Origin of the sequence: Streptomyces sp. PT12, from assembly GCF_003311645.1 — a bacterium.
Taxonomy (GTDB): domain Bacteria; phylum Actinomycetota; class Actinomycetes; order Streptomycetales; family Streptomycetaceae; genus Streptomyces.
Map to the genome: position 1 here is coordinate 94,633 of NZ_QEST01000069.1, position 22,760 is coordinate 117,392.

The window sequence follows — 22,760 nt, forward strand, 5'->3', positions numbered from 1 at the left end:
CTTCGGCCGTTGGTCGTAGGCCGCGCCCCGCCCGCCGCTCAGCCCGTGCTGACGGCGGCCTGCGGGCGGATCGGGAGGCGGTTCACCGGGCGGCCCGTGGCCGCGCGGACCGCCGCCGCGACCGCCGCTGGCGCCACCACGAGCGGCACCGCGCTCGCGGCCTTCGCCCCGAAGGGCGCCACCACGTCGCGCTCCTCGACCAGCCGCACGATCCGCACATCGGGCGCGTCCAACGCGGTCGGCAGCGCGTACCCCGCCAGGTCGGGCCGCCGCACCACGCCGCGCACCACGCGCAGGTGCTCGGTGAGCGCCGCGCCGATGCCCTGGGTGACCCCGGCCTCGATGCGGGCGCGCAGCTGGCGGGGGTTGAGCACGCGGCCGACGTCCTGCGCGACGGCCATCTCGACCACGCGGACCGAGCCGAGCTCCACGTCCACGTCCACCACCGCGCGGATCGCGGCGAACGCCATGCCGACGAACGCGTCGCCCTGGCCCGACTCGTTCAGCGGCTCGGTGGGGTGCGGGCGGCACTGCGCGGTCGCCCACAGCTCCTTGCCCTCAAGCGCCTCGGCCACCGTCGTGGAGAGCACCCCGTCATAGGAGGTGATCTTGCCGTCGGCGATCGAAAGCAGCTCGGCGGACATCCCGAACGTCGCGGCGAGCGGCTGGAGCAGCTGGGTGCGGACCATCTTGGCGGCCCGCTCCACCGCGCCGCCCGAGACCCAGGTGTGCCGCGAGCGGCAGCCTGGCCCCGCGGGCGGCTGGTCGGTGTCGACCGGCGCGACCTGCACGTCGTCCACGCCGAGGACGTCCTGCACGATCTGCCGGGCCAGCGTCGCGAAGCCCTGGCCCGACTCGACGGCGGCGCACAGCACGGTGGCCGACGTGCCCTCGACCTTGACCGTCGCCGTCGCCACCTCGTCCGCGCCCTCGGCGCCGAGCATGTGCACCATGCCGAGGGCGTAGCCGACGCCGCGGCGCACCGCGCCCGGGTCTGCGGCGCCGTCGGGGCCGCCGGGCAGCAGCCAGTCCTCGACCGGCCCGTCCTTGGGCAGCGCGGGCAGCGGCGCCTCGCGCACCGCGCCGAGCAGCTCGGCGACGGGCGCGGGGCAGGTCACGGCCTGCCCCGTGGGCAGCGCGTCGCCCGTGGCCAGGACGTTCCTGGCGCGCAACTCGTCCGGCTCGATGCCCAGTTGGGCGGCCAGCTTGTCCATCTGGCCCTCGTGCGCGGCGCACACCTGCATCGCGCCCTCGCCCCGCAGATAGCCGGACGGCGGGTTGTTGGTGCGCACGACCCAGCCGTCGATCACGGCGTTGGGTACGACATAGGGCCCCCCGGCGAACGAGACCGCCGCGGCAAGCGCCTCGGCCGAGTCGTCCGCGTAGGCCCCCGCGTCCATCAGGATCTGCGCCTCGACCTTGACGAGCTTCCCCTCGCGGTCCGCGTGGTGCCAGTACCGCAGGAGCGTGGGGTGGCGGTGGCCGTGCCCGAGGAACGACTCCTCGCGGGTCGCCGCCAGCTTGACCGGGCTGCCGGTGCGGATGGCGAGCAGCGAGAGCGGCAGCTGGAACCCCAGGTCCTCGCGGTCGCCCAACGCCCCCGGCACGCCCGTCACATACACCTTGACCTGCTCCTCGGTGAGCCCGAGGCACGCGGCGAGCCGGTCGCGGTCGCCGTGCGGGTCGGTCGAGGCGGTGTACATCTCGACGCCGCCGTCGGGGCGCGGCACGGCCAGGCCCGCCTCGACGCCGATGGGCGCGGGGTCCTGGCGGCCGATGCGGTACAGGCCCTCGACGACGACCTCGCCGGTCGCCGACGGGTCGCCGTGGCGCAGCGGGATGTGGCGGATCAGGTTCCCCTCGGGGTGCAGGGGCTCGGCCTCGAACGCCTTCTCCGGGTCGGTCACGGCGTCGAGCACCTCGTACTCGACGACGATCGCGGCGGCGGCGAGCCTGGCGGTCTCGGGGTGGTCGGCGGCGACGGCCGCGACCGGCTCGCCGTGGTAGCGCACCACGTCGAAGGCCAGCGCGGGCCGGTCGTCGACCGTGCGCCCGAGGCCCGCCCCGCCCGTCACGTCCTCGTGCGTGACCACGGCCCGCACGCCCGGCATCGCGGCGGCGTCGGCGGTGTCGACGCGCTTGATCCGCGCGTGCGGGTGCGGCGAGCGCAGCACGGCGGCCCACAGCAGGCCCTCGGCCCACAGGTCGGCGGTGTACGGGTAGGTGCCGAGCACCTTGGCCTCCGCCTCGGCCGACGCCACCGAGGCGCCGAGCCCGTGCGGCGACTGGCTGCCCTGCCCGCCGCCCCCCGCCTGCGAGGCGACCACGGTGACGGCCGCCGCGTCGCCGGCCTGGTATGTCATCACATGCCTCCTGCCGGGGGTCCGGCCTGGTGCGGAATGCGGGCCTGGCGGTCCTCGTCGTGCGGGGCCTCGGCCCTGGCCGCGCGCTCCTCCACGACGGCGCGCACGGCGTTGAGCACGCCCCGGTAGCCGGAGCAGCGGCACAGGTTCCCGCACAGGGCCTGCCGGGTCTCCAGGTCGGTGGGCGTGTGGTTCCCCTCGAGCAGGTCGTGCACCGTCATGGCCATGCCGGGCAGGCAGAACCCGCACTGCACGGTGGAGGCGGCCAGCGCGCGCTGCACGTCGGACGGGGTGCCGTCGGCGCTCAGGCCCTCGACGGTGCGGATCTCGCTGCCCGCGGCGGTCGCGGCGGGGACCAGGCAGGCGGCGACGAGGCGGCCGTCCACCTGCACCGAGCAGGCGCCGCACTCGCCCTGCGCGCAGCCGTCCTTCGCGCCCGCGAGGCCAAGGCGCTCGCGCAGGACGTACAGCAGGGACTCGCCGATCCAGGCGCCCGAGACGGGGCGGTCGACGCCGTTGACCCGCAGGACGTAGGAGACCTCGGGGTGCTCGCTGCGGCCCCCGCCGTCGGCGGGCTCGGCCGCGGTGGGCTCGGGGGGCGTGGGGGACGCGGGGCCAGGCACGGACTCGGCCGGGTGCGGCTCGCCCGCCGCGGGCGCGGCCCACGCCGAAGGCGGCGGCTGCTCGGCCGCGGCCTGCCGCTCGGGCGGCCAGGGGCTGGTCTCGTGCAGCTGCGGCGCCTCGGCGCCGGCGGGACCCTCGCCGAGCCTGCGCCGCCCACCGGCGAGCGCGGCGGCGCCCTGGCCCATGGCGGCGGCCCGCGAGGGGCCGCGGGCGGCGCCCTGCTGCTCGCCCGCGGCGTCGGGCTCGCCCCACGAGAACGGCATGGTCCACTGCCCGGTCGAGCCAGGGTCCGTCGTGGGGTCGGCGGTGGCGGGCTGCGCGGCGGGGCCGCCGATCTCGGGCGGCTGGTACCCGTGCCCTGGGGCGGCCAGCGGCTCGCCGCCCGGCTCCTGGGAGTAGCCGCCCGGCAGCTCTATGAACGCGGTCGCCTCCGCGTCGTACTCCCCGCCCCAGCCCGGCCGCGGGCCCTGGGCGTTCTCCTCGGACTGCTGGTCGTCGTTCATGCGAGAGCCCTTCCGAGTCCGCGGCGGGCCAGTGCTGCCACGGTACGCCTCATGTGCGCGAGGGCGGGCGGGAGTTGCGGAGGATCGCCGCCGTCTTCCGGGGCGGCGGGGTCGGGGATGCAGGCCATGCCGACGTAGTCGCCGAACGCGGCCAGCGCCTCGGGGGCCAGGCCGCGCTCCCCGTCCCAGTCCACGAGGGATGCCACCCACCGCTCGGCGTCCAGCGGGCGCAGCGGCATGGGGGCCACCGCGCCGACCGCGCAGCGCACCTCGCGGCGCACCGGGTCGAGGACCACGGAGACCGACGCGCTGGCGCGCGCGGGGCCCGTTCTGCTGGTGGCCTTGAGGAACGTCTGCGGCGCGTGCAGCAGCGGCACCCTGACGTGGGCCAGCAGCTCGCCGGGGCGCAGCCGGTCGCGGCCCGCGAGCAGGTGGCTGACCGGGATCTGGCGCCCCTCGCCCTCGGGGCCCGCGACCAGCAGGGTGGCGTCGAGGGCCGCGAGCACGGGGAGGGTGTCGCCCGATGGGGCCGCGGTGATGATGTTCCCGCCGAGGGTGCCGGCGTTGCGCACCTGGGGCGGCCCGGCCGAGCGGGCCGCGGCGGCCAGGGCCGGGATCAGGGCGGCGAAGTCGGGGCGGCTCATCCGCGCGTGGGTCAGGCAGGCGCCGAGGAGCGCGTGGCCGTCCTGGTATGCCCAGCCGCGCAGCTCGGCCAGCCTGCCCAGGCCCACGAGGGCCGCGGGGCGCAACAGCCCGGCGTTCACCCCGGCCATGAGATCCGTGCCCCCGGCGACGGGCACGGCCGCTGGCACCTCGGCCAGCGCGGCGACCGCCTCGTCCAGCGTGGCCGGGAGCGCGACGAGCCGGTCCGTCTGCGCTGCGTGCGGTGCGTGGGTGCTCAATCCAGCTGCCCCTTTCCGGTCGTCCCGGCTGCCGAGCCGTACGGTACGTGCTGGGAGCCGGGACGTGGCAACTCTGGCATATTTTCCGGCCCGGCAGACGCGGGGGTGGTCAGGGCGTCCACAGGGGCCTTCAGGCCCTGACCGCCAGGGGCCTTCGGGGGCGGACGAGCGCCCCGGCAACTCACACGATCAGGGCATGCGCGGCGCTACTTCTTGCCGCCGCCGTCCTTGCCGCCACCGCCGCCGAACGAGCCCATGGACTCGTAGATCTCCTTGCACATGGGGCACACCGGGTACTTCTTCGGGTCCCTGCCCGGCACCCAGACCTTGCCGCAGAGCGCGACGACGGGGGTGCCGTCCATCGCGCTCGCCATGATCTTGTCCTTCTGGACATAGTGGGCGAAGCGCTCATGGTCGCCATCGCCGTGCGTCGTCTGCGGAGTGGGCTCGACCAGCGTGCCGGTGCCCGCTCCGCGCTCGGGCTCAAGAGTGCTCATGGGTCCCAAGCCTAGTTGAGCGACGGGTCGTCCGGGTATGTGGCGAGCAGGGCCAGGGTGCCTCGCTGGCGGCGCAGGACCGCGCGCCACAGGCGCTCGGGCTCGGGCACGGAGACATCGCCGGGCTCGGACTCCACGACGTACCAGGCGCCCTCGTCGAGCTCGCGTTCCAGCTGCTCGGGGCCCCAGCCCGCGTAGCCGGCGAAGATCCGCAGGCTGCCCAGCTCGGCGGCCAGCACCTCGGGCGGCGCCTCCAGGTCGACCAGGCCGATCGAGCCGTGCACGCGCCGCCAGCCGAGCGGCCCCGCGCCCGGCACGGCGGCGAGCGCGAGCGCGGCGTCCAGGGCCACGGGGCCGCCCTGGAAGACGACCCCCGGCTCCCCCGCGAGCGCCGCCCACGGCTGAAGGACCTCGGACACGCCGACGGGCGTGGGCCTGTTGAGGACGACCCCGAGGGCCCCCTCGCGGTCGTGGTCGAGCAGGAGGACCACGGAGCGGTCGAAGTTGGGATCGGACAGGGCCGGGGCGGCAACCAGCAGCCGCCCGGTGAGCGAGGACGCCTCGGTCATGGGGCCATGATTCCGCATCCCTCCGGGTACTGGGGAGTGCTGTCCTGGGCCCGCCCCCGAGGCGGGCCGCCCGGCTCGGATTACGATTCCGTCTGGCCGAAGGCTTCCTACGTTCAGATCGTGAGTTCCATGACGGACGACGTACTGCTTGTTCACGGCGGCACCCCCCTCCAGGGCGAGATCCGCATCCGCGGGGCCAAGAACCTGGTGCCCAAGGCGATGGTCGCCGCGCTGCTCGGGAACACCCCGAGCCGGCTGCAGAACGTACCCGAGATCCGCGATGTGCGGGTCGTGCGCGGGCTGTTGCAGCTGCACGGGGTGACGGTGCGCGGGGGCGAGGAGGAGGGCGAGCTGGTGCTCGACCCGTCGCGGGTGGAAAGCGCCAACGTCGCCGACATCGACGCGCACGCCGGGTCGTCGCGCATCCCGATCCTGTTCTGCGGACCGCTGCTGCACCGGCTCGGGCACGCGTTCATCCCGGGTCTTGGCGGGTGCGACATCGGCGGGCGCCCCGTCGACTTCCACTTCGACGTGCTGCGGCAGTTCGGGGCGGTGATCGAGAAGCGCGCGGACGGCCAGTACCTGGAGGCGCCGCGCGGGCTGCGCGGCTGCCGCATCACGCTGCCCTACCCCTCGGTGGGCTCGACGGAGCAGGTGCTGCTGACGGCCGTGCTCGCCGAGGGCGTCACGGAGCTGTCCAACGCCGCGGTGGAGCCGGAGATCGAGGATCTGATCTGCGTGCTCCAGAAGATGGGCGCGATCATCTCGATGGACACCGACAGGAGGATCCGCATCACGGGCGTGGACAGCCTCACCGGCTACACGCACCGGGCGCTGCCCGACCGCCTTGAGGCGGCGTCCTGGGCGAGCGCGGCGCTCGCGACCAAGGGCAGCGTCTACGCGCGGGGCGCGAGCCAGCGGGAGATGATGACGTTCCTCAACGTGTTCCGGAAGGTGGGCGGGGCGTTCGAGGTTGACGACGAGGGCATCCGCTTCTGGCACCCCGGCGGCCCGCTCAACGCGATCGCGCTCGAAACGGACGTGCACCCGGGTTTCCAGACCGACTGGCAGCAGCCGCTCGTCGTGGCGTTGACGCAGGCGTCGGGGCTCTCGATCGTGCACGAGACGGTGTACGAGTCGCGGCTCGGCTTCACGGAGGCGCTCAACGCGATGGGCGCGCGCATCCAGCTCTACCGCGAGTGCCTCGGCGGGACGCCGTGCCGCTTCGGGCAGCGCAACTTCCAGCATTCCGCGGTGGTCTCGGGCCCGACGCCGCTCCAGGGCGCGGACCTGGTGATCCCCGATCTGCGGGGCGGCTTCTCGTATCTGATCGCGGCGCTCGCGGCGCAGGGCACCTCGCGCGTGCACGGCATCGAGCTGATCAACCGCGGCTACGAGAACTTCGTGCGGAAGCTGGACGATCTGGGCGCCAAGGTCGAACGCCCGTAGCGGGCGCGTTCGCAGACCCGTTCCCGGGGGGGTGTTCCCTGCCGGGAACGGGCTGTGGACGACCGGGACGGGCGTTCCCCATACGCGACAAGAGGTGGCCTCCGGGCGGGAGGCCACCTCTTGTCGCGTATGGGGGGCGGTCAGCCCTTGGCGGCTTCCTTGAGCTTGGAGCCCGCGGAGACCTTGACGCTGTACCCGGCGGGGATCTGGATGGGCTCGCCGGTCTGCGGGTTCCGCGCGGTGCGAGCGGCGCGGTGGGTCCGTTCGAAGGTCAGGAAGCCGGGAATGGTGACCTTCTCGTCCCCCTTGGCAACGACCTCGCCGACGGTCTCGGCGAGGGCCGCCAGCACAGCGTCGGCGTCCTTCCGAGTCACCTCGGCGCGCTCTGAGAGAGCGGCCACCAGCTCACTGCGGTTCATATTTCGTACTCCCGTGTTCATCTTGCCAATGAGGCGTGAGATCGAAGCCGATGCTGCCAGGGCCCACTGACAGTGCCCGGACCCGGGTCTGCCTGCCGTAAACCCCTCGCCCGGTACGCATCCTGCCCCCACCAGTGGCGGGAAGGCCAATCCGGCACCAGCGGGGGTCACACGGAGAGCGCTGCTCGTGCCGCCGGTGACGTTCCCGAGGCTTTGCCTCCCGGTCACCCTAAGGGTCACCCGCGCGGCAGGGGCAACCGACTCGCCCGCCCGGGGGCCGTCTTCCTGGGGCCGATCCCGGGATCGCAGGGTCGTTCTAGGCCCCCTGGGCCGCTTCGCGGACCGCGCCCGCGACGGCGCCCGAGACCCGCTCGTTGAAGACGCTCGGCACGATGTAGTTGGCGTTCAGCTCGTCCCCGCCGACGACATCGGCGAGCGCGCGGGCCGCGGCGAGCATCATCGCGCTGGTGACCGTGTGGGACTGCGCGTCGAGCAGGCCGCGGAAGACCCCGGGGAAGACGAGCACGTTGTTGATCTGGTTGGGGAAGTCGGAGCGGCCCGTGGCCACGACGGCCGCGGTCTGCCGGGCGATGGCCGGGTCGATCTCGGGGTCCGGATTCGCGAGCGCGAAGACGATGGCCCGGTCCGCCATGGCGGCGACGTCCGCGGCGTCCAGCACGTCGGGGGCCGAGACGCCGATGAAGACGTCGGCGCCCGCCACGGCCTCCTTGAGCGTGCCGGTGATCCCCTCGGGGTTGGTGTTGTCCGCGATCCAGCGCAGCGGCGAATCGCCGTCCGCGCCCACGAGATCGGGGCGGCCCGCGTGCACGACGCCGTGGATGTCGGCCACGACCGCGTGCTTGACGCCCGCGTCGATCAGCAGCTTGAGGATGGCCGTCCCCGCCGCGCCCGCGCCCGACATCACCACGCGCACCGCGCCGAGTTCCTTGCCGACGACGCGCAACGCGTTGTGCAGGGCGGCCAGGACGACGATCGCGGTGCCGTGCTGGTCGTCGTGGAAGACGGGGATGTCCAACGCCTCGCGCAGCCTGGCCTCGATCTCGAAGCAGCGGGGCGCCGAGATGTCCTCGAGGTTGATCCCGGCGAAGCCTGGCGCGATGGCCTTGACGATCTCCACGATGGCGTCGGTGTCCTGGGTGTCGAGGCACAGCGGCCAGGCGTCGATGCCCGCGAACCGCTTGAACAGGGCGGCCTTGCCCTCCATTACGGGAAGCGCGGCCTGGGGCCCGATGTTGCCAAGGCCCAGGACCGCGGAGCCGTCGGTGACCACGGCCACGCTGTTGCGCTTGATGGTCAGGCGGCGGGCGTCCTCGGGGTGGGCCGCGATCTGCGTGCAGACGCGGGCGACGCCCGGGGTGTAAATCATGGACAAATCATCGCGATTGCGAATTGGGTGCTTCGATGTCATCTCGATCTTTCCGCCGAGATGCATCAGGAATGTACGGTCCGAGACCTTGCCGAGCGCCACGCCCTCGATGCCGCGGAGCTTCTGGACGATCTCGTCGGCGTGCGCGGTGGAACTCGCCGCGATGGTCACGTCGATGCGCAGCTTCTCGTGCCCCGACGCCGTGACGTCGAGGCCGGTGACAGAGCCCCCCGACGACTCGACGACGGTCGTGAGCTGGCTCACCGCCGTGCCGCTCACGGGGACTTCGAGCCGCACCGTCATCGAATAGGAGACACTGGGCGCCGTTGCCATGGGTCGACTTCCTTCACTTTCCTGTTGCCGCCCCCCAAGTCGCTGTCACCTTACGAGAGCTCATCCCCCGGTGAAAGCCGGGACGACCGACCGATATGACCGTAACAGGAAGGGTGGGCACGGGCCCGCCGCACGACGGCGCATGGGCAACGCCCGCCCCGCGCGCGGACGAAGCGCGCGCGGGGGACGTGGGGAGACCGAGGGGGAAGTCAAGGCACCGACCCGCCAGCTCGCCTCGCGGCAAGTGGTCGCTCGTAGCGACAATGGTTGGGCCCGGGGGCATGGAACGGGCCGGCGCCTTTTCAAGGCTACCCCACTCACGCCCGAGGTCAACCGGCCGCAGACACGCTGGTCAGGGCGCCCGCAGCGGCTCGGGAACGCCGTCGGGGCCCGGCTCGTCGGCCGGTGTGGACAGCACGGTGAGCCGCTGGGTGGCCCGCGTCAGCGCCACGTAGAGCACCCGGTGACCGGACGGCGACTCCCCGGCGATCTCGCCGGGCGCGACCACCAGCGTGGCGTCGTACTCCAGGCCCTTGGCCTCCAGGCTGCCGAGCACGGCGAGGCGGCCCCACCCCTCGCCCGCCCCCGCGCCCGCGGGGGCGGCCAGCCAGCGGGCCGCCTCGGCGCGGCGGCCCATGGCGACCACGACGCCGACCGTGCCCTCGACCTCGGCGAGCAGCCGCCCGGCCTCCGCGCGCACCGCTTCGGGCAGCGCCTCGGGGGCGGACACGGTGGTGAAACGGGGCGCGACCCCGGTCTCGCGCACCGCGCGCGGGGGGCGCGCGCCCGGGACCGCGCGCTGGAGGACCCGGTCCGCGACTCGGGCGATCTCGGCGGGGTTGCGGTAGTTGACGGTGAGCTCGAAGCGGCGGCGCGCGCGGCGGCCCAGCGCGGCGTCCTTCTCCGCCGCCGCCTCGTCGGGCGCGGGCCACGAGCTCTGGGCCGGGTCGCCCACCACGGTCCAGGTGGCGCTCCTGCCGCGCCGCCCGACCATGCGCCACTGCATGGGCGTGAGGTCCTGCGCCTCGTCCACGATGATGTGCGCGTAGTCCACGCGTTCCCCCTCGCGCTCCGGCGCCTCCCGGCGCGCGGACTGGCGCTCGGCGCGCTCGGCATAGGTCGTGAGCTCCTGGAGCCCGGTGAGCTGGTCCACCGGGTCCGCCTCGCGCGGCCTCGCGGGCCTGGCCGCGGTGCCGAGCAGCACGCGCAGCTCGTCGAGCAGCGCCACGTCGTGCGCCGAGAGCCCGGCCCCCGCGGGGGTGATCCGGCGCAGGGAGCGGGCCAGCTGCCGGATCTCGCGCGGCCGCAGCACGCGCCGCGCCCAGCGCCCGAGCCGCTGCTCGTCACTCATCGCGGCGAGCACCTGGAGCGGGGTGACCTCGGGCCACCACGCGTCGAGGAAGTCGATGAACGCGTCCTCCGCACCGATCTCCTCGGTGAACGCCTCGCGCGCCTCCTCGGCCATCCCGGGATCGTCGTACCGCCCGGCCGCCCCCGACGCGCGCCACAGGGCGTCGAGCAGCAGGCGGCGGGCGCGAGGGCGCAGCAGGTTGACGGGGGCGGTGCCGCCGAGGGCCTGCTGCCTGACGCGGGAGAGCGCGTCGCCGTCGAGCTCCACGCGCCTGCCGAACGCCACCACCCGGAGCCGCCCCGGGGCGCGCGCGGATTCGAGCACGCCCCGCGCGGCGCGTTGCAGCACGCGCGCCATGGCGGCCGAGCCCTTGACCCTGGCGACGGCCTGGTCGTCGTAGGAGTCGGCCGACGCGCCATCGACCAGGTCGCCGAGCGCCCTGATGGCCACCTGGCCCTCCTCGCCGAGCGAGGGCAGCACGCCCTCGGTGTAGGAGACGAGCAGCGGCGTCGGGCTGACCACCAGGATCCCGCCCGCGTAGCGCCTCCTGTCCTGGTACAGCAGATAGGCGGCGCGGTGCAGCGCGACGGCGGTCTTCCCCGTGCCAGGGCCCCCGGTGACCTCGGTGACCGAGACGGCGGGGGCGCGGATCACCTCGTCCTGCTCGGCCTGGATGGAGGCGACGATGTCGGTCATGCGGTGCCCGCGGGCCCGCCCCAGGGCCGCCATCAGCGCACCGTCGCCGACCACGGGCAGCTCGCGCCCCTCGCTCAGCGCGCGCAGCTCGGGGCGGAGCAGGTCGTCCTCGACGCCCAGCACCCGGCGCCCCTTGCTGCGGATCACGCGCCGGCGCACGACCCGCCCGGGCGCGACGGGGGTGGCGCGGTAGAACGGGGCGGCCGCGGGCGCGCGCCAGTCGATGACCAGCGGGACATAGTCGGCGTCGAGCACGCCGAGGCGGCCGATGTGCAGCGTTTCGGCGATCTCTGCGGTGGGTGAGCCGTCGGGCGCCTCGGTGACGGCGTCGGCGGCGGGCTCGACCGATGTGCTCGCGCCGTCGGGGCCGCGCTCGCCGTCCTTGCCCGCGAGCAGGTCGATGCGGCCGAAGAGGAAGTCCTCGAACTCGTTGTTGAGGCGCGACAGATGGAGCCCGGCGCGGAAGACCTGCGCGTCACGCTCCGCGAGCGCGCCCGGCGTGCCGACCTGGACGCGGCGCGCCGCGTCGGCCATGAGGTACTCAGCCTCGTGGATCTTCTCAGTCAGCCGCCGGTACACGGCGTCAAGGTGCCGCTGCTCGTCACGGATCTCCCGTTCCCGCACGTCCAACGCCTCGGACCCCCTTCGTCCCTGTCCACTTCGGCAGCGGTCCACCGTACGCGACAACCGGCGGGTAGGCGCGGCTCAGGGCCGGTCGGGGCGGGGTCACTCGCCGTACTTCGCGCTGTCGAGGGCCGGGTCGAGGGCGAGCCGGTAGCCGCGCTTGACCACCGTCTGGATCATGGCGGGGGCGCCAAGGGCCGTGCGCAGGCGGGCCATCGCGGTCTCGACGGCGTGTTCGTCGCGGCCCGCGCCGGGGAGCGCGCGCAGCAGCTCCGCGCGCGGAACGACCCAGCCGGGGCGGCGGGCCAGGACGCGCAGCAGCGCCATGCCCGCGGGGGGCACGGGGCGCAGCCGCTCGTCCACGACGACCGCGTGGCCACGGATCTCCAGGCGGCGCCTGGCCACGAGCAGCGGCTGGGCGCGGGCGGGCAGCTCGTCGCAGAGCAGCTGGACGAGCGGGCCCAACCTGAAGCGCTCGGGCTGGCGGGTGGGCACGTCCTGGGCCTGGAGCGGCAGCGCGGTGACGGGCCCCACGCACGCGGCGAGCACGCGGTGGCGGAACGCGGCGAGCAGCGGCTCCTTCAGGTCGCGCTCACCGGCGCGGCGCAGCAGGGACGCCGCCGCGGGCGCGCTCGTGAACGTGACGGTGTCGAGGCCGCCCGCGACCACGGTGTCGATCAAACGGTCCACCGGGCCGATGTCCGCGGGCGGCATCCAGCGGTAGACGGGCACGTCCACGACCTCGGCGCCCGCCTCGCGCAGCGACTCGATGAATCCGGGCAGCGGCTCGCCGTGCAGCTGGAGCGCGATCCTGGTGCCGCGCACGCCCTCGTCGAGGAGCCGCTGAAGCACCTCGGCCATGGACTCGGACGCGGGCGACCACTCCTCGGTCAGCCCGGCCGCGCGCACCGCGCCGCGCACCTTGGGGCCCCTGGCCAGCAGCCGGGCGCCGCCGAGGGTGCGCAGCAGCTCGTCGCCGACGCCCCAGCCGTCGGCCGCGGCGACCCAGCCGCGGAACCCGATGGCCGTGGTGGCCACCACCACATCGGGCGCTGCGTCGATCAACGCCCGGGTGGCGGCGAGCAGTTCCTCGTCGTCCGCCAGGGGCACGATGCGCAGCGCGGGCGCGTGCTGCACCTGCGCGCCCCGGCGGCGCAGCAGCGCGGTCAGCTCGTCGGCGCGCCGCGCGGCGGTGACGCCCACGGCGAACCCGTCGAGTGGCCTGATCTCCGATGCGCCCATCCGCTCCCGCCCGTGCCTGTGCCGTGTCCCTGTCGCCTGTCCCCGGCGCCTGTCCCGGTGGCCGTCCCGGCGCCTGTCCCGGCGTCCGTCCCCGTGGGGCGGCCCGATGCCGAGACTGTCAACGCGGCGTGTCTGCCCTGGGGCCGGCCGGTTTCCCCGGCGTTACGCGCCCGGCTCGCGTGCCGGGCGCGTGGCGCCGCGTTCACACCCCGGCATAGGCGTGTTGCTCGCTGGCGTCGCGGGGCGAGGCCGCCGCGGGCGCGCCACCGCCGCCGGGCCCTGGCGCGCGCCGCAGGTATACGGCCCAGGTGACCAGGGAGCAGACGGCGTAGAAGCCGAGGAACCCGGCGAACGCCGCCGTTCCCGAGCCCGTGGACTGGAACGACTGCCGGAAGGCGAGGTTGATGCCCAGGCCGCCGAGCGCGCCGACCGCGCCGATCAGCCCGATGGCCGCGCCGGAGAGGCGGCGACCCCACGCGGCCGCGGCGTCGCCCGTGAGGCCCCGCGCCCGCGCCTTGGCGTGGTAGATGCCGGGGATCATCTTGTAGGTCGAGCCGTTGCCCAGGCCGCTGAGCATGAAGAGGGCGATAAAGCCGACGAGGAAGACCGGCAGCGAGCCGCTGGCCGACGCCGCGATCACCACGCCCGTGGCCCCGGCCATCCCCGCGAACGTCAGCAGCGTGATCCGCGCGCCGCCCCAGCGGTCCGCCCACGAGCCGCCGAGCGGCCGGATGAGCGACCCGAGCAGCGGCCCGATGAAGGTGACGGCCGCGGCCTGGAGCGGGGTGCGGTCGAACTCGTTCTGGAGGACGAGCCCGAACGCGAAGCTGTAGCCGATGAACGAGCCGAACGTCCCGATGTAGAGGAACGACATGATCCAGGTGTGCCCGTCCCGCACCGACTCGCGGGCGGCGCCGGTGTCGTTGGTCACCGGGCCGAGGTTGTCCATGTATCGCCAGGCCAGCACGGCGGCGAGGACGATCAGCGGGGCGTAGACCGCGAGCAGCACGCGCGGGTGCCCCTCGCCCGCGGTGGCGATGACCAGCAGGCCGACGAGCTGGACGACGGGGACGCCGATGTTGCCGCCGCCCGCGTTGAGGCCAAGGGCCCAGCCCTTGCGGCGCAGCGGGAAGAAGGAGTTGATGTTGGTCATGGACGAGGCGAAGTTGCCGCCGCCCACGCCCGTGAGGATCGCGACCAGCAGGAACGTCCCGTAGGACGTGCCGGGTTCCATCACCAGCCACGCGGCGACGGTGGGCAGGAGCAGCATCGAGGCGGACACGACCGTCCAGTTGCGGCCGCCGAAGCGGGCCACGGCGAACGTGTACGGCACGCGCACGAGGGCGCCGACCAGCGTCGCGACCGAGACCAGGAAGAACTTCCCCGCCGCGTCCACCCCGTACTCGGGGCCCATGAAGAGGACGAGCACCGACCACAGGGTCCATATGGAGAACCCGATGTGCTCGGCCACGATGGACAGGACGAGGTTGCGGCGGGCGACGCGTTCGCCCGTGGTGCGCCAGAACTCCTCGTCCTCCGGGTCCCACTCGTCGATCCAGCGCCCCCCTCTGCGGGCGGCCGCGGGCTTGGCTGTCGCGGGCTCGGGCATCGGCATGGCGCCTCCAGCGGGGTCGGTTGGCCATCCCGCCCGACGGTAGGCAGGCCGCGTTTCCTTCCCGTGGCAGCAGGTGACACCGACGCAACCTCGCCCTCACCCGGCGCCTGACCCCGCCGTGAGCGCGGGACCCGCGGCGGGGCGCGACGGGCTCGGTGACCGCGGTGGGCTCGGTGCGCCGACGCGTCGGCGCCCACGGACTCTGCCCACGGACACCACCCGGGGCTCCGGGCCGGGGGCTCCGGGCCGGGGGCTCCGAGCCCAACGACGCGCACGGGCCCCGAAGCCCGCCCGGGCAGGGCCTAGCGCTGCCAGCTGCCCTCGGCGACCGGCACGGGCCCGAAGCTTGTGCTCTTGGCGGGCATCCCCGCGCCGCTCGCCGCGCCCGCCCAGATCTGGTCCCAGGTCGGCGGCGGCAGGATCAGCCCCACCTCGCCGGGTCCTGGGACGCTGCTGGTGTAGCGGGGCGCGGGCTCGATGCCCTGGTCCTCGCACAGCGCGGGGATCAGCACATGGTCGCTGATCGCCGCGGGCAGCTCGACCCACTCCGCGGGAACGGACCGCAGCCGCCCGGCCATCGCCGCGGGGGAGATCTCGGAGAGCCCCCAGGTCTGGCCGCCGCCCGTGAGCAGAAACGTTCCTGGCCGTGGCACGCGCTGCGCGCCCGGCGGGTGGGCGTGCACGCGGGCGATCCTGGCGGCGGCGCGCACCGCGCGGTCGATGTCGAGTCCCGGCAGCACGCGATGGGTGGCCGACAGGGTCAGGGGGTAACGCCGGTGGTCGACCACGAGCGCGAGCAGCCGGTCGGCCACCGCGCCCGGGTGCGCGCGGTGCAGGCGGCGGGCGGCCTCGAGCCTGTGGTGACCGTCGGCGAGCAGCACGGGCGCGAGCGCCGGTGGATCGGCGGACCACGACGCGTCACAGGCCCACAGCCGCTGGACGCCGCCCTCGGGGGTGGCGAGCTCCTGGTCGGCGGGGCCCCGCGTGGTCTCGTCGATGCACCGCTGGAACGGGGTGAGGTCGGGCGCGGCGAGGAGCAACGGCTCGATCACGCCGCCGCGTTGCCGTAGCAGCCTGGCCTGGACGCGCACGTCGGACTCGCCGACCTGCTGCCTGCGCAGCACGTGGCCGGTCTCGACGCCGTCCAGGCTCAGTGCGCCGATGACGCCGCGCTGCTGGATGTCGCCCGCGGCGTCGCGGCGTTCGAGCACGTAGTAGCTGGCGCGCCCCAGGGGCTGGGCGAGCACGCCGTGGAAGGGAAGGAGGAGGTCTGTCCGTGGGGCCGGGGTCCCCGGGGGGACCAACGCGGGGAACAGGTCAGGCAGCAGTGTGCTCCTCCTCCTTCGAGGACGCGGCGACCACCACCGGACGCAGGGTGTCCATGGCCTTGCGGAGCACGGCCTCCAACTCCTGTGACGTGTCGGCGACGGCGGTGACGAAGCCATGTCCGGCGACCCGGCTGGTGGTCTCCGGAACATGGCTGCCGAGGGGAACGTCGATCTCGAGCCGGGTGACACCCGGCAGTCCCCGCGCCTCCGCGAACCCGTCCACGCCTTCGAGAAGGCCGGGCGGGAACCGCAGGAAGCGCAAACCCACATACCGGTCGGCCGGGGCCGGGGCCGGTGCGGGAAGTCCCAGCACGGTGGCGATCGTCAGGGCCGGGATGTCGGTCCCGGTCGACAGGAGCAGCTCGCTGACGCGGTCCTCGCCCGGGTGGGCGTGCGACTCGATCAGCCGCGGGCCTTCCTCGGTGAGGATGACCTCGGTCTGGGACGGACCGCTGCGCTGGCCCGCCGTGTTGAGCGTGGCATGAACCAGCTGGTGGATCCGGTCGGTGGTGTCGTCGTCCAGATCCGCCGGCAGGTCGTAGCCGGTCTCGGGGCACCCAGGGGTGCCGCTGGTGTGCTTCCTGGTGATGACCAGGATGCGGTGCTTCCCGTCCTGGGAGTGCGCCTCCACGCTGTACTCAGGACCCTCGAGGAACTCCTCGACGATCAACGCGGGCTCGGGAGGCAGATCGGCGGCCAGGAGCGCCGCGTCCGCCGCGGCGCGCAGCAGATGGACGTCCTGGCCGCCGAACCCGGTACGTGGCTTGGCCACGCACGGGAAGCCGACGCGCTCGGCGACAGCTGCCAGGTGCGCGGCGCGGTCGCAGTGCTCGAACCGGACGGGGGCACCGGTGAGCTGGTTGACCTTGCCGCGCAGGGCAGCCTTGTCGGTGAGGTACGCGACGGCCGCATGGGGGTTCCCAGGGAAGCGCAGCGCCTCGTTCGCCCGTGCGGCGATGAGCGCGCTCGGCTCCGCGAATCCGAACACCGAGACCCTGACCGAGAGGTTGGCGAGGTGCCCGATGGCCATCATCAACCGCGGATGATCCCGCCAGTCGACGGTCATGGCCTCGTCGGCCGCCGCGGCGGCCTCCCGGATGTCCGGGACGGTGAGATCGGGGGCCAGCACCAGGCTGCGCGCACCGACCTCGCGAGCCGCTTCCACGACGGCGAGCCGTGGACTGAGCAGGACCGCCAGGGGAGTCTGGGGCGTCATCGTGCCGCCTCCTCATTCCACTTGATCCTGCGGGCCTGGCCCGGACGACTTCGAGGGCATCAATGCGTGATCGGTCTGATGGGTCTGAACGGTCTGAACGGTCTGAACAGATCGTGGTCAAACGGCGCTCGGGACGCGTACCCTGGTCAGTACCAGAGGCTCGTCGTGCCGACCGACTGATTCGCGGAGCTCTGACCCGCCGCGGTGGCGGTGCCCTGGGCGAACCCGACAGTGGCCGCCGCGATCGCGAGAGCGGCGATAACACTGAGAGCGAACTTCTTCACAGTTTCCCTCTTCCGTGCCCACAGAGGCGAACATAAGTGGCATGGTGACTCTCATCATGCTCACGAGCTTTCACGGGGAAGTCGATAGAGTCGCTGTGGCATCATCTCGCCTGTCAGGTTGACGCCAGGGGCAGGCCGATGTCGTCCAAGGAAGAAGAGCGTGCACGAATCCGGCGAAATAGACACAGCGGCCACCACAGTTTACCGGCTCCGTGTGATCCACCCCACGGACTCGGTGGAACAGATCGCGGTGCGGGCCGACCTGACTCCGGATGATGTGAAAGATGCCGAATCACGCCTTTTCTCCCTGGGGTTGCTGAGGTCGTCTCCCGGCGGCGGCCGGGTGGCCATCAGCCCCGAAAGCGCCGCCGACGCCCTGCTCGCCCCCCTGGAACAGGACATCCTGGAACGCCGCATCGCCATGGCGACCACCCGCGCGCGCCTGCACTCGCTCTCCGGCGACTACCTGGAGGCGCGCAGCCTGCGTTCGGCCAAGACGAGCATCGAGGTCGTCGAGGGGATCGACAACATCAGGGCCGTCATCGACGACCTGGCCCGCACCTGCATGACGTCGCTCGACGCGCTGATGCCGGGGCGCCCGACCGAGGAGGCGGTCCGCGCGGCGCGGCCGCTGGATCTGCGGATCCTCAAACGGGGCGGGAAGATGCGCCAGTTGTTCCAGCAGACCGCGCGCAACCACCCCCCGACGGTGCAGTATGTCGAGGCACTGGAACGGGAGGGGGCCCAGATGCGCATCACCAGCGTCCTGCCGTCCCGCGTGCTGATCTACGACCGCAGCTGCGCCGTTCTGCCGATCGACCCGGCCCAGACGGCGGTCGGTGTCGCGCTGATCCGCGACCCGGCGGTCCTGAGCTTCCTCCAGCAGCTGTTCGAACACTACTGGGACAGGGCCTCGGAGTTCTCCGAGGCCGAGCGCAACTCCGGCCCCGAGCCCACCGGCGTCGAGCGGGACGTGCTGCTGCTGATGGCCGCGGGGAAGAAGGACGAGGCCATCGCGCACCAACTGGGCGTGTCGCCCCGTTCGGTGAGCCGCGTGGTCGCGCGGCTGATGGACCGGCTCGACGCGGACAGCCGCTTCCAGGCCGGGGTGCGCGCGGCGCTCAACGGCTGGCTGTCCTAAACCCTCCCCGGACCGAATCGAATCCCCCGGACCGAATCAAAGGACAAGGGCGTGTCCCACTCGTTCCACTCGTCCCCGTCGTTCGACGACGAGATCGACGCGGTGACCGTGCGGGTCTATCAGTTGCGCGTGACCCACCCCACCGATCTGGCGAGCCAGTTGGCCGCCAGGGCCGGTCTCACGGTGGATGACGTGTCGGCCGCCGAGGAGCGGCTCGCCCAGCTGGGGCTGCTTCAGCAGTCGCCGGGCGGCGGCTGGGTGGCCATCAGCCCCGAGAGCGCGGCGGACGCGCTGCTCGCGCCGTTCGAGCAGGACATCCTGGAGCGCCGCATCGCCATGGCCGCCACGCGCGAGCGCCTGCACTCGCTCTCGGGCGACTACCTGGAGGCGCGCAGCCTGCGCTTCGCCCGCAGCAGCGTCGAGGTGGTCAGGGGCCTCGACAACATCAGGGCCGTCATCGACGACCTCGCGCGCACGTGTGTGACCTCGCTCGACGCGCTGGCGCCCGGCGGCGGGCAGTCCGAGGCGGCGATCGGCGCGGCCACCCCGCTCGACCTCGAGCTCCTGGGCCGCGGCATCAGGATCAGGTCGCTCTTCCAGCACAGCGCGCGCCGCCACCGGCCTACCGTCCACTACGCGGAGCTGATCACGGCGGCGGGCGCGCGGGTGCGCAGCGCCGGGGTGCTGCCGTCCCGGATGCAGATCTACGACCGCAGCTGCGCCGTTCTGCCCCTCGACCCGCACGACACGGCGGCGGGCGCGGCGCTCGTGCGCGACCCTTCGGTGCTCGGCTTTCTGTGCCAGCTGTTCGACCAGTGCTGGGACGAGGGCGTGGAGTTCACAGAGCAGGAGGCCGAACAGGGCCCCGAGCCCACGGGGTTGGAGCGCGAGGTGCTGATGCTGCTCGCGGCGGGGCGCACCAACGACGAGATCGCCGAACGCCTCGGGCTCGCCCAGCGCTCCATCAGCAGGCTGGTGGCCCAGCTGATGGACCGGCTCGATGCCACCAACCGCTTCCAGGCGGGCGTGCGCGCGGCGGCACGCGGCTGGCTGAGCTGAGCGGGGCGCGTTCGGCTGACGGGCTCGGCCGCGGCGGAACGTTCAGCCCAGGCGGGCGCGGACCGCGGGGACGACCTCGTCGGCGAAGATCCGGGCCTGGCGCTCGCGGTCGCGCCCAGGCCAGAAGACAAACGTGTTCATGCCATGGGCGGTGTGGATCTCGGCGAGGGTGTCGGCCCAGTGCTCCACGGGCCCGTTGAACGGGTCCCGCGCGCTCGGCACGACCGTTCCCATCACGTTGTAGAGGCGGGTCAGGCGGGCGGGGTCGCGGCCCGCGTCGCGCGCGGCGTCGTCGATGATCGCGTTGAGCCCGGAGAGCCGCTCGGGCGGGGCATAGGGGCTGGAGACGGACCAGCCGTCGGCCTTGGCGCCGAGCAGGGCGAGCGCCTTGGGGCCCATGACGCCGAGCCAGATGGCGATGTCGTGCGCGGGCCTGGGCCCTGGGCGCGCGCCGGGGACGGTGTGGTGGGCGCCCTCGTACGCGTAGGGCTGCCCGGCCCAGGCGGCGCGGATGATGTCGATGGCCTCGCCGAGCGCGGCGCGGGCGGCGCCGGGCGACCGGCGCGGGCCGCCCATCCCCGCGATGGCGTCGGTGAACCCGCCGGAGCCCAGGCCGAGTTCGAGGCGGCCACCGCTGAGCACGTCGATCGAGGCGGCCTGCTTGGCGAGCATCGCGGGCGGGCGCAGCGCGAGGTTGGCGACGTTGGGGAAGAAGCGCACCGAGCGCGTCCTTGACGCCAGCCAGGTGATGAGGGTGAACGTGTCGAGGAAGTCGGCCTGGTACGGGTGGTCCTGGATGCCCACGTGGTCGAGGCCAGCGGCGTCGGCGATCTCGGCGATGCGGAGGGCGGTGGGCAGCCCGGCGCTGTGGGGGTCGACGTTGAGCCCGAAGGTGACGGGTGACGAGGGTGCCGAGGGGGCGGGTGCGGTCATGGTGAGCCTTTCGGTGGTGGTTCGCAGCGGGGTTCGCAGCGGGGTCAGCGTCGCTCCCCGATGCGGGTCAGGGCGCGGGCGAGCAGGTCCTGCTCCTCGGGCGTGAGCCGGTCGAGAAGCAGCTCGCGCACGATCCGCGTCTGGATCGGCACGGCCTCCTCCAACGCGGCCCGCCCCGCGGGCGTGAGCGTGATCAGCACGCCGCGCCGGTCGTCGGGGGCGCCGGAGCGGGCGACCAGGCCACCGGACTCGAGGCGGGCGACGAGCCTGCTGAGCGAGGGCTGGGTGAGCCGCACCGCGGGCGCAAGGTCCTTGAGGCGCAGCCCGGGCGGCGGGGCGGCGCTCAGGCGGACCAGCACCTCGAAGTCGTTGACCGTCAGGCCGCAGGACGCGGCGAGCGCGGCGCCCAGCGCCTCGCTCACGCGGGCGTGCGCGTCGGCGAGCGCCGTGAACGCGCGGGCGCAGGTCTCCTCGGTGTGCTCCATGGGTGCCGCCCTTCAGCCGGTGGGTCCTTCGAACGTGGCCAGCGTGCCGGAGATGTGCTCCTCCTCGTACTCCAGGTGCGGCAGCAGCTCGTCGGCCAGGCGCCGGAGCGCGGCGGCAAGCCGCCCGCGCACGGCGGGCTCGTCGGGGCCGCCGAGCCCGGCGGCCTCCGCCTCGACGGCGTCGAGGACGTCAGAGACGGTGCGGTGGTCGGCCTCCAGGCGGTCGATCACGGGGCCGAGCGCGGGGTTGGCGGCACGCAGGGCCGGAAAGAGCGACGCGGACTCGATGCCGTGGTGGCTGTGTACGAAACGGCAGTGCCGCAGGCAGTTGATCTTCAGCTGCCACAGCGGGCCCTGGGCCGCGAGGGAGGCGAGGCCCCTGCTGATCTCGTCGGCCGACGCGCCCGCGGTGACCTCGTCGGCGAGGCGCAGCACGGTGCCGAGGTCGCGGCGGATCATGTCGTGGATCCAGCGCAGCTCGGTCACCAGGGCCTCGCCCCCGGGGGTCGGCGGCCCCGGGGGCGGCACGACGGCGGTCATCGCCCGGCTCCTCGGGCGGCGGCAGTCAATAGATACATACGCATACATCTACTCTACTCCCCTCCGGAGCGTTCGACGGGCCCTTCGCCGGGGCGGCCAGGGACCACGGGAAGAACGGGGAGAACGGGGAGCACGGGCAGGCCGCGGTCGGCCTCGGGGAGCCAGGCGTCAGGGGGCCGGAGCAGCCAGCCCTCGGCGGCGGCCAGGCCGCGGGCCGCGGCGGCGAGCGCGGCGAGCCCGGGGTGGCGCAGCCCGCGGCGCCACACCATGGAGACGGGGATCAACGGCACGGGGCCGGTCAGCGGGCGCAGCACCATGCCGCGTACCCCGGTGAACTCCTCGCTCGCCAGGACCGACCAGCCGCGCTTGCGCACCACGCGCTCGAACTCCGCCTCGCCCTCGATCTTCGGGAACGGCGCCGCGAGCTCGATGCCGCGCCCGGCGAACAGCGCGCGGGCGTAGTCCGTCCACTCGGCCGTCTCGTCGTTTCCCGCCGCCGCGTAGATCACCTCGCCCTTGAGCGCGGCGAGTTCGACCTCGGCGCGGGGGGCGAGCGGGTGCGCCTCGGGCAGCAGGACGGCGGCCCGCTCGTAGCGGACCAGGCCGTGTTCGAGGCCGGCGCGCACGGGCTGGGGCAGCCCGGCGACCCGCCCAAACGACACGTCGAGCCGCCCGCCAGCCACCTCGGCCGCGGCCCTGGCCAGGCCGCTGTGGAAGCGGGCCACGAACTCGAGCCCCGGCTCGGCCTCCCGCGCCGCTGCCAGCACCCGGTGCCCGGTGGAGACGGGCGCCGAGGCGTCGACCACGAGGGGCCGGTCGCCGCTCGCCGCGACCGCGCCCGCGAGCTGGTCGTACGCGTCGAGCAGCCCGCGCACGGCGGGCAGCAGCCGCGCCCCCTCGGGGGTGAGCGCCACATGCCGGGTGTCGCGGACGAACAGCGCGGCGCCCCACTCCCGTTCGAGCCTTTTGATGTCGCGGCTAAGCGCCTGCTGGGCGACGAGCAGCCGGGCGGCGGCGCGGGTGAAGTGCAGCTCTTCGGCGACGGCCACGAAGGCGCGGAGCAGCCGAGGATCGGTGTCATGGGGCACCGGGGCATTGTCGCCCGGGGCGGCGCGCGAGCCGGGGATTCACAACGCAGGGGCGTAGATGACGGCCGTTCAGGTGTTGGACGGCGCGGGGCGCGGGCCTGGAGTGTAGGGG

At 74.0% G+C, this 22,760-nt stretch carries 19 protein-coding genes; 3 read left to right on the plus strand and 16 right to left on the minus strand.

Annotated features, from left to right (window positions below; translation table 11 throughout):
• Window positions 1–38: 38 nt before the first annotated feature.
• The 5 genes from DEH69_RS05995 to DEH69_RS06015 form a co-directional block, all read right to left on the minus strand.
• Window positions 39–2,363 carry a xanthine dehydrogenase family protein molybdopterin-binding subunit gene (locus DEH69_RS05995; RefSeq protein ID WP_113685822.1) on the minus strand — a complete coding sequence of 775 codons (2,325 nt, stop codon included), beginning with the start codon at window positions 2,361–2,363 and terminating at the stop codon, window positions 39–41.
• Window positions 2,363–3,490, minus strand: a complete 1,128-nt coding sequence (locus DEH69_RS33355; RefSeq protein ID WP_113685823.1) for a (2Fe-2S)-binding protein — start codon at window positions 3,488–3,490, stop codon at window positions 2,363–2,365. Before DEH69_RS33355 ends, DEH69_RS05995 begins: the two co-directional genes overlap by 1 nt.
• On the minus strand, window positions 3,487–4,392 hold the full coding sequence (locus tag DEH69_RS06005; protein ID WP_113685824.1) for a xanthine dehydrogenase family protein subunit M: 906 nt from the start codon (window positions 4,390–4,392) through the stop codon (window positions 3,487–3,489). The genes DEH69_RS33355 and DEH69_RS06005 overlap by 4 nt, the downstream gene beginning before the upstream one ends.
• A gap of 206 nt (window positions 4,393–4,598) precedes the next feature.
• Window positions 4,599–4,889: a DUF3039 domain-containing protein gene (locus tag DEH69_RS06010; RefSeq protein ID WP_113685825.1), complete on the minus strand. Its 291-nt coding sequence runs from the start codon at window positions 4,887–4,889 to the stop codon at window positions 4,599–4,601.
• 11 nt (window positions 4,890–4,900) lie between these two features.
• On the minus strand, window positions 4,901–5,458 hold the full coding sequence (locus DEH69_RS06015; RefSeq protein ID WP_113685826.1) for a YqgE/AlgH family protein: 558 nt from the start codon (window positions 5,456–5,458) through the stop codon (window positions 4,901–4,903).
• A 129-nt stretch (window positions 5,459–5,587) separates the two neighbouring features.
• Here DEH69_RS06015 and murA point away from each other — a divergent pair, with 129 nt between their 5' ends.
• The gene (murA, locus tag DEH69_RS06020) at window positions 5,588–6,907 is read left to right on the plus strand and encodes a UDP-N-acetylglucosamine 1-carboxyvinyltransferase (protein WP_113685827.1); all 1,320 of its coding nucleotides are present in this window, start codon (window positions 5,588–5,590) and stop codon (window positions 6,905–6,907) included.
• A 140-nt stretch (window positions 6,908–7,047) separates the two neighbouring features.
• On the opposite strand, the gene DEH69_RS06025 is transcribed toward murA, so the two are convergent.
• The 7 genes from DEH69_RS06025 to DEH69_RS06060 form a co-directional block, all read right to left on the minus strand.
• Window positions 7,048–7,326 (minus strand): HU family DNA-binding protein, encoded by a 279-nt coding sequence (locus DEH69_RS06025; protein WP_113685828.1) that lies wholly within the window; start codon window positions 7,324–7,326, stop codon window positions 7,048–7,050.
• 316 nt (window positions 7,327–7,642) lie between these two features.
• On the minus strand, window positions 7,643–9,046 hold the full coding sequence (locus DEH69_RS06035; protein ID WP_113685829.1) for an NAD-dependent malic enzyme: 1,404 nt from the start codon (window positions 9,044–9,046) through the stop codon (window positions 7,643–7,645).
• Between the two features lie 352 nt (window positions 9,047–9,398).
• A complete protein-coding gene (locus DEH69_RS06040) occupies window positions 9,399–11,723 on the minus strand; it encodes a UvrD-helicase domain-containing protein (protein WP_181727286.1) in 2,325 nt (774 codons plus the stop codon).
• 96 nt (window positions 11,724–11,819) lie between these two features.
• Window positions 11,820–12,959 (minus strand): uroporphyrinogen-III synthase, encoded by a 1,140-nt coding sequence (locus DEH69_RS06045; protein WP_113685831.1) that lies wholly within the window; start codon window positions 12,957–12,959, stop codon window positions 11,820–11,822.
• A gap of 202 nt (window positions 12,960–13,161) precedes the next feature.
• Window positions 13,162–14,568, minus strand: a complete 1,407-nt coding sequence (locus DEH69_RS06050) for a NarK/NasA family nitrate transporter (RefSeq protein WP_113685881.1) — start codon at window positions 14,566–14,568, stop codon at window positions 13,162–13,164.
• Window positions 14,569–14,876: 308 nt separating this feature from the next.
• Window positions 14,877–15,821 carry a DUF1015 family protein gene (locus DEH69_RS06055; protein ID WP_181727287.1) on the minus strand — a complete coding sequence of 315 codons (945 nt, stop codon included), beginning with the start codon at window positions 15,819–15,821 and terminating at the stop codon, window positions 14,877–14,879.
• Between the two features lie 70 nt (window positions 15,822–15,891).
• The gene (locus DEH69_RS06060) at window positions 15,892–17,118 is read right to left on the minus strand and encodes an ATP-grasp domain-containing protein (protein ID WP_113685833.1); all 1,227 of its coding nucleotides are present in this window, start codon (window positions 17,116–17,118) and stop codon (window positions 15,892–15,894) included.
• 597 nt (window positions 17,119–17,715) lie between these two features.
• Between DEH69_RS06060 and DEH69_RS06065 the strand changes: the two genes are divergently transcribed.
• Both DEH69_RS06065 and DEH69_RS06070 read left to right on the plus strand, forming a co-directional pair.
• Window positions 17,716–18,543, plus strand: coding sequence for a helix-turn-helix transcriptional regulator (locus tag DEH69_RS06065; RefSeq protein ID WP_258534469.1), 828 nt, complete (start codon window positions 17,716–17,718; stop codon window positions 18,541–18,543).
• A 51-nt stretch (window positions 18,544–18,594) separates the two neighbouring features.
• Window positions 18,595–19,602 carry a helix-turn-helix transcriptional regulator gene (locus DEH69_RS06070; RefSeq protein WP_258534470.1) on the plus strand — a complete coding sequence of 336 codons (1,008 nt, stop codon included), beginning with the start codon at window positions 18,595–18,597 and terminating at the stop codon, window positions 19,600–19,602.
• Between the two features lie 42 nt (window positions 19,603–19,644).
• Here DEH69_RS06070 and DEH69_RS06075 read toward each other — a convergent pair whose 3' ends face one another.
• The 4 genes from DEH69_RS06075 to DEH69_RS06090 are packed head-to-tail and all read right to left on the minus strand — an operon-like array spanning window position 19,645 to window position 22,648.
• Window positions 19,645–20,535 carry an LLM class flavin-dependent oxidoreductase gene (locus DEH69_RS06075; RefSeq protein ID WP_113685835.1) on the minus strand — a complete coding sequence of 297 codons (891 nt, stop codon included), beginning with the start codon at window positions 20,533–20,535 and terminating at the stop codon, window positions 19,645–19,647.
• Window positions 20,536–20,579: 44 nt separating this feature from the next.
• Complete coding sequence (locus DEH69_RS06080; protein WP_113685836.1) at window positions 20,580–21,020, minus strand: MarR family winged helix-turn-helix transcriptional regulator; 441 nt, start codon at window positions 21,018–21,020, stop codon at window positions 20,580–20,582.
• A 12-nt stretch (window positions 21,021–21,032) separates the two neighbouring features.
• The gene (locus DEH69_RS06085; RefSeq protein WP_181727288.1) at window positions 21,033–21,560 is read right to left on the minus strand and encodes a hemerythrin domain-containing protein; all 528 of its coding nucleotides are present in this window, start codon (window positions 21,558–21,560) and stop codon (window positions 21,033–21,035) included.
• Window positions 21,561–21,613: 53 nt separating this feature from the next.
• The gene (locus tag DEH69_RS06090; protein ID WP_113685838.1) at window positions 21,614–22,648 is read right to left on the minus strand and encodes a LysR family transcriptional regulator; all 1,035 of its coding nucleotides are present in this window, start codon (window positions 22,646–22,648) and stop codon (window positions 21,614–21,616) included.
• Window positions 22,649–22,760 lie beyond the last annotated feature (112 nt).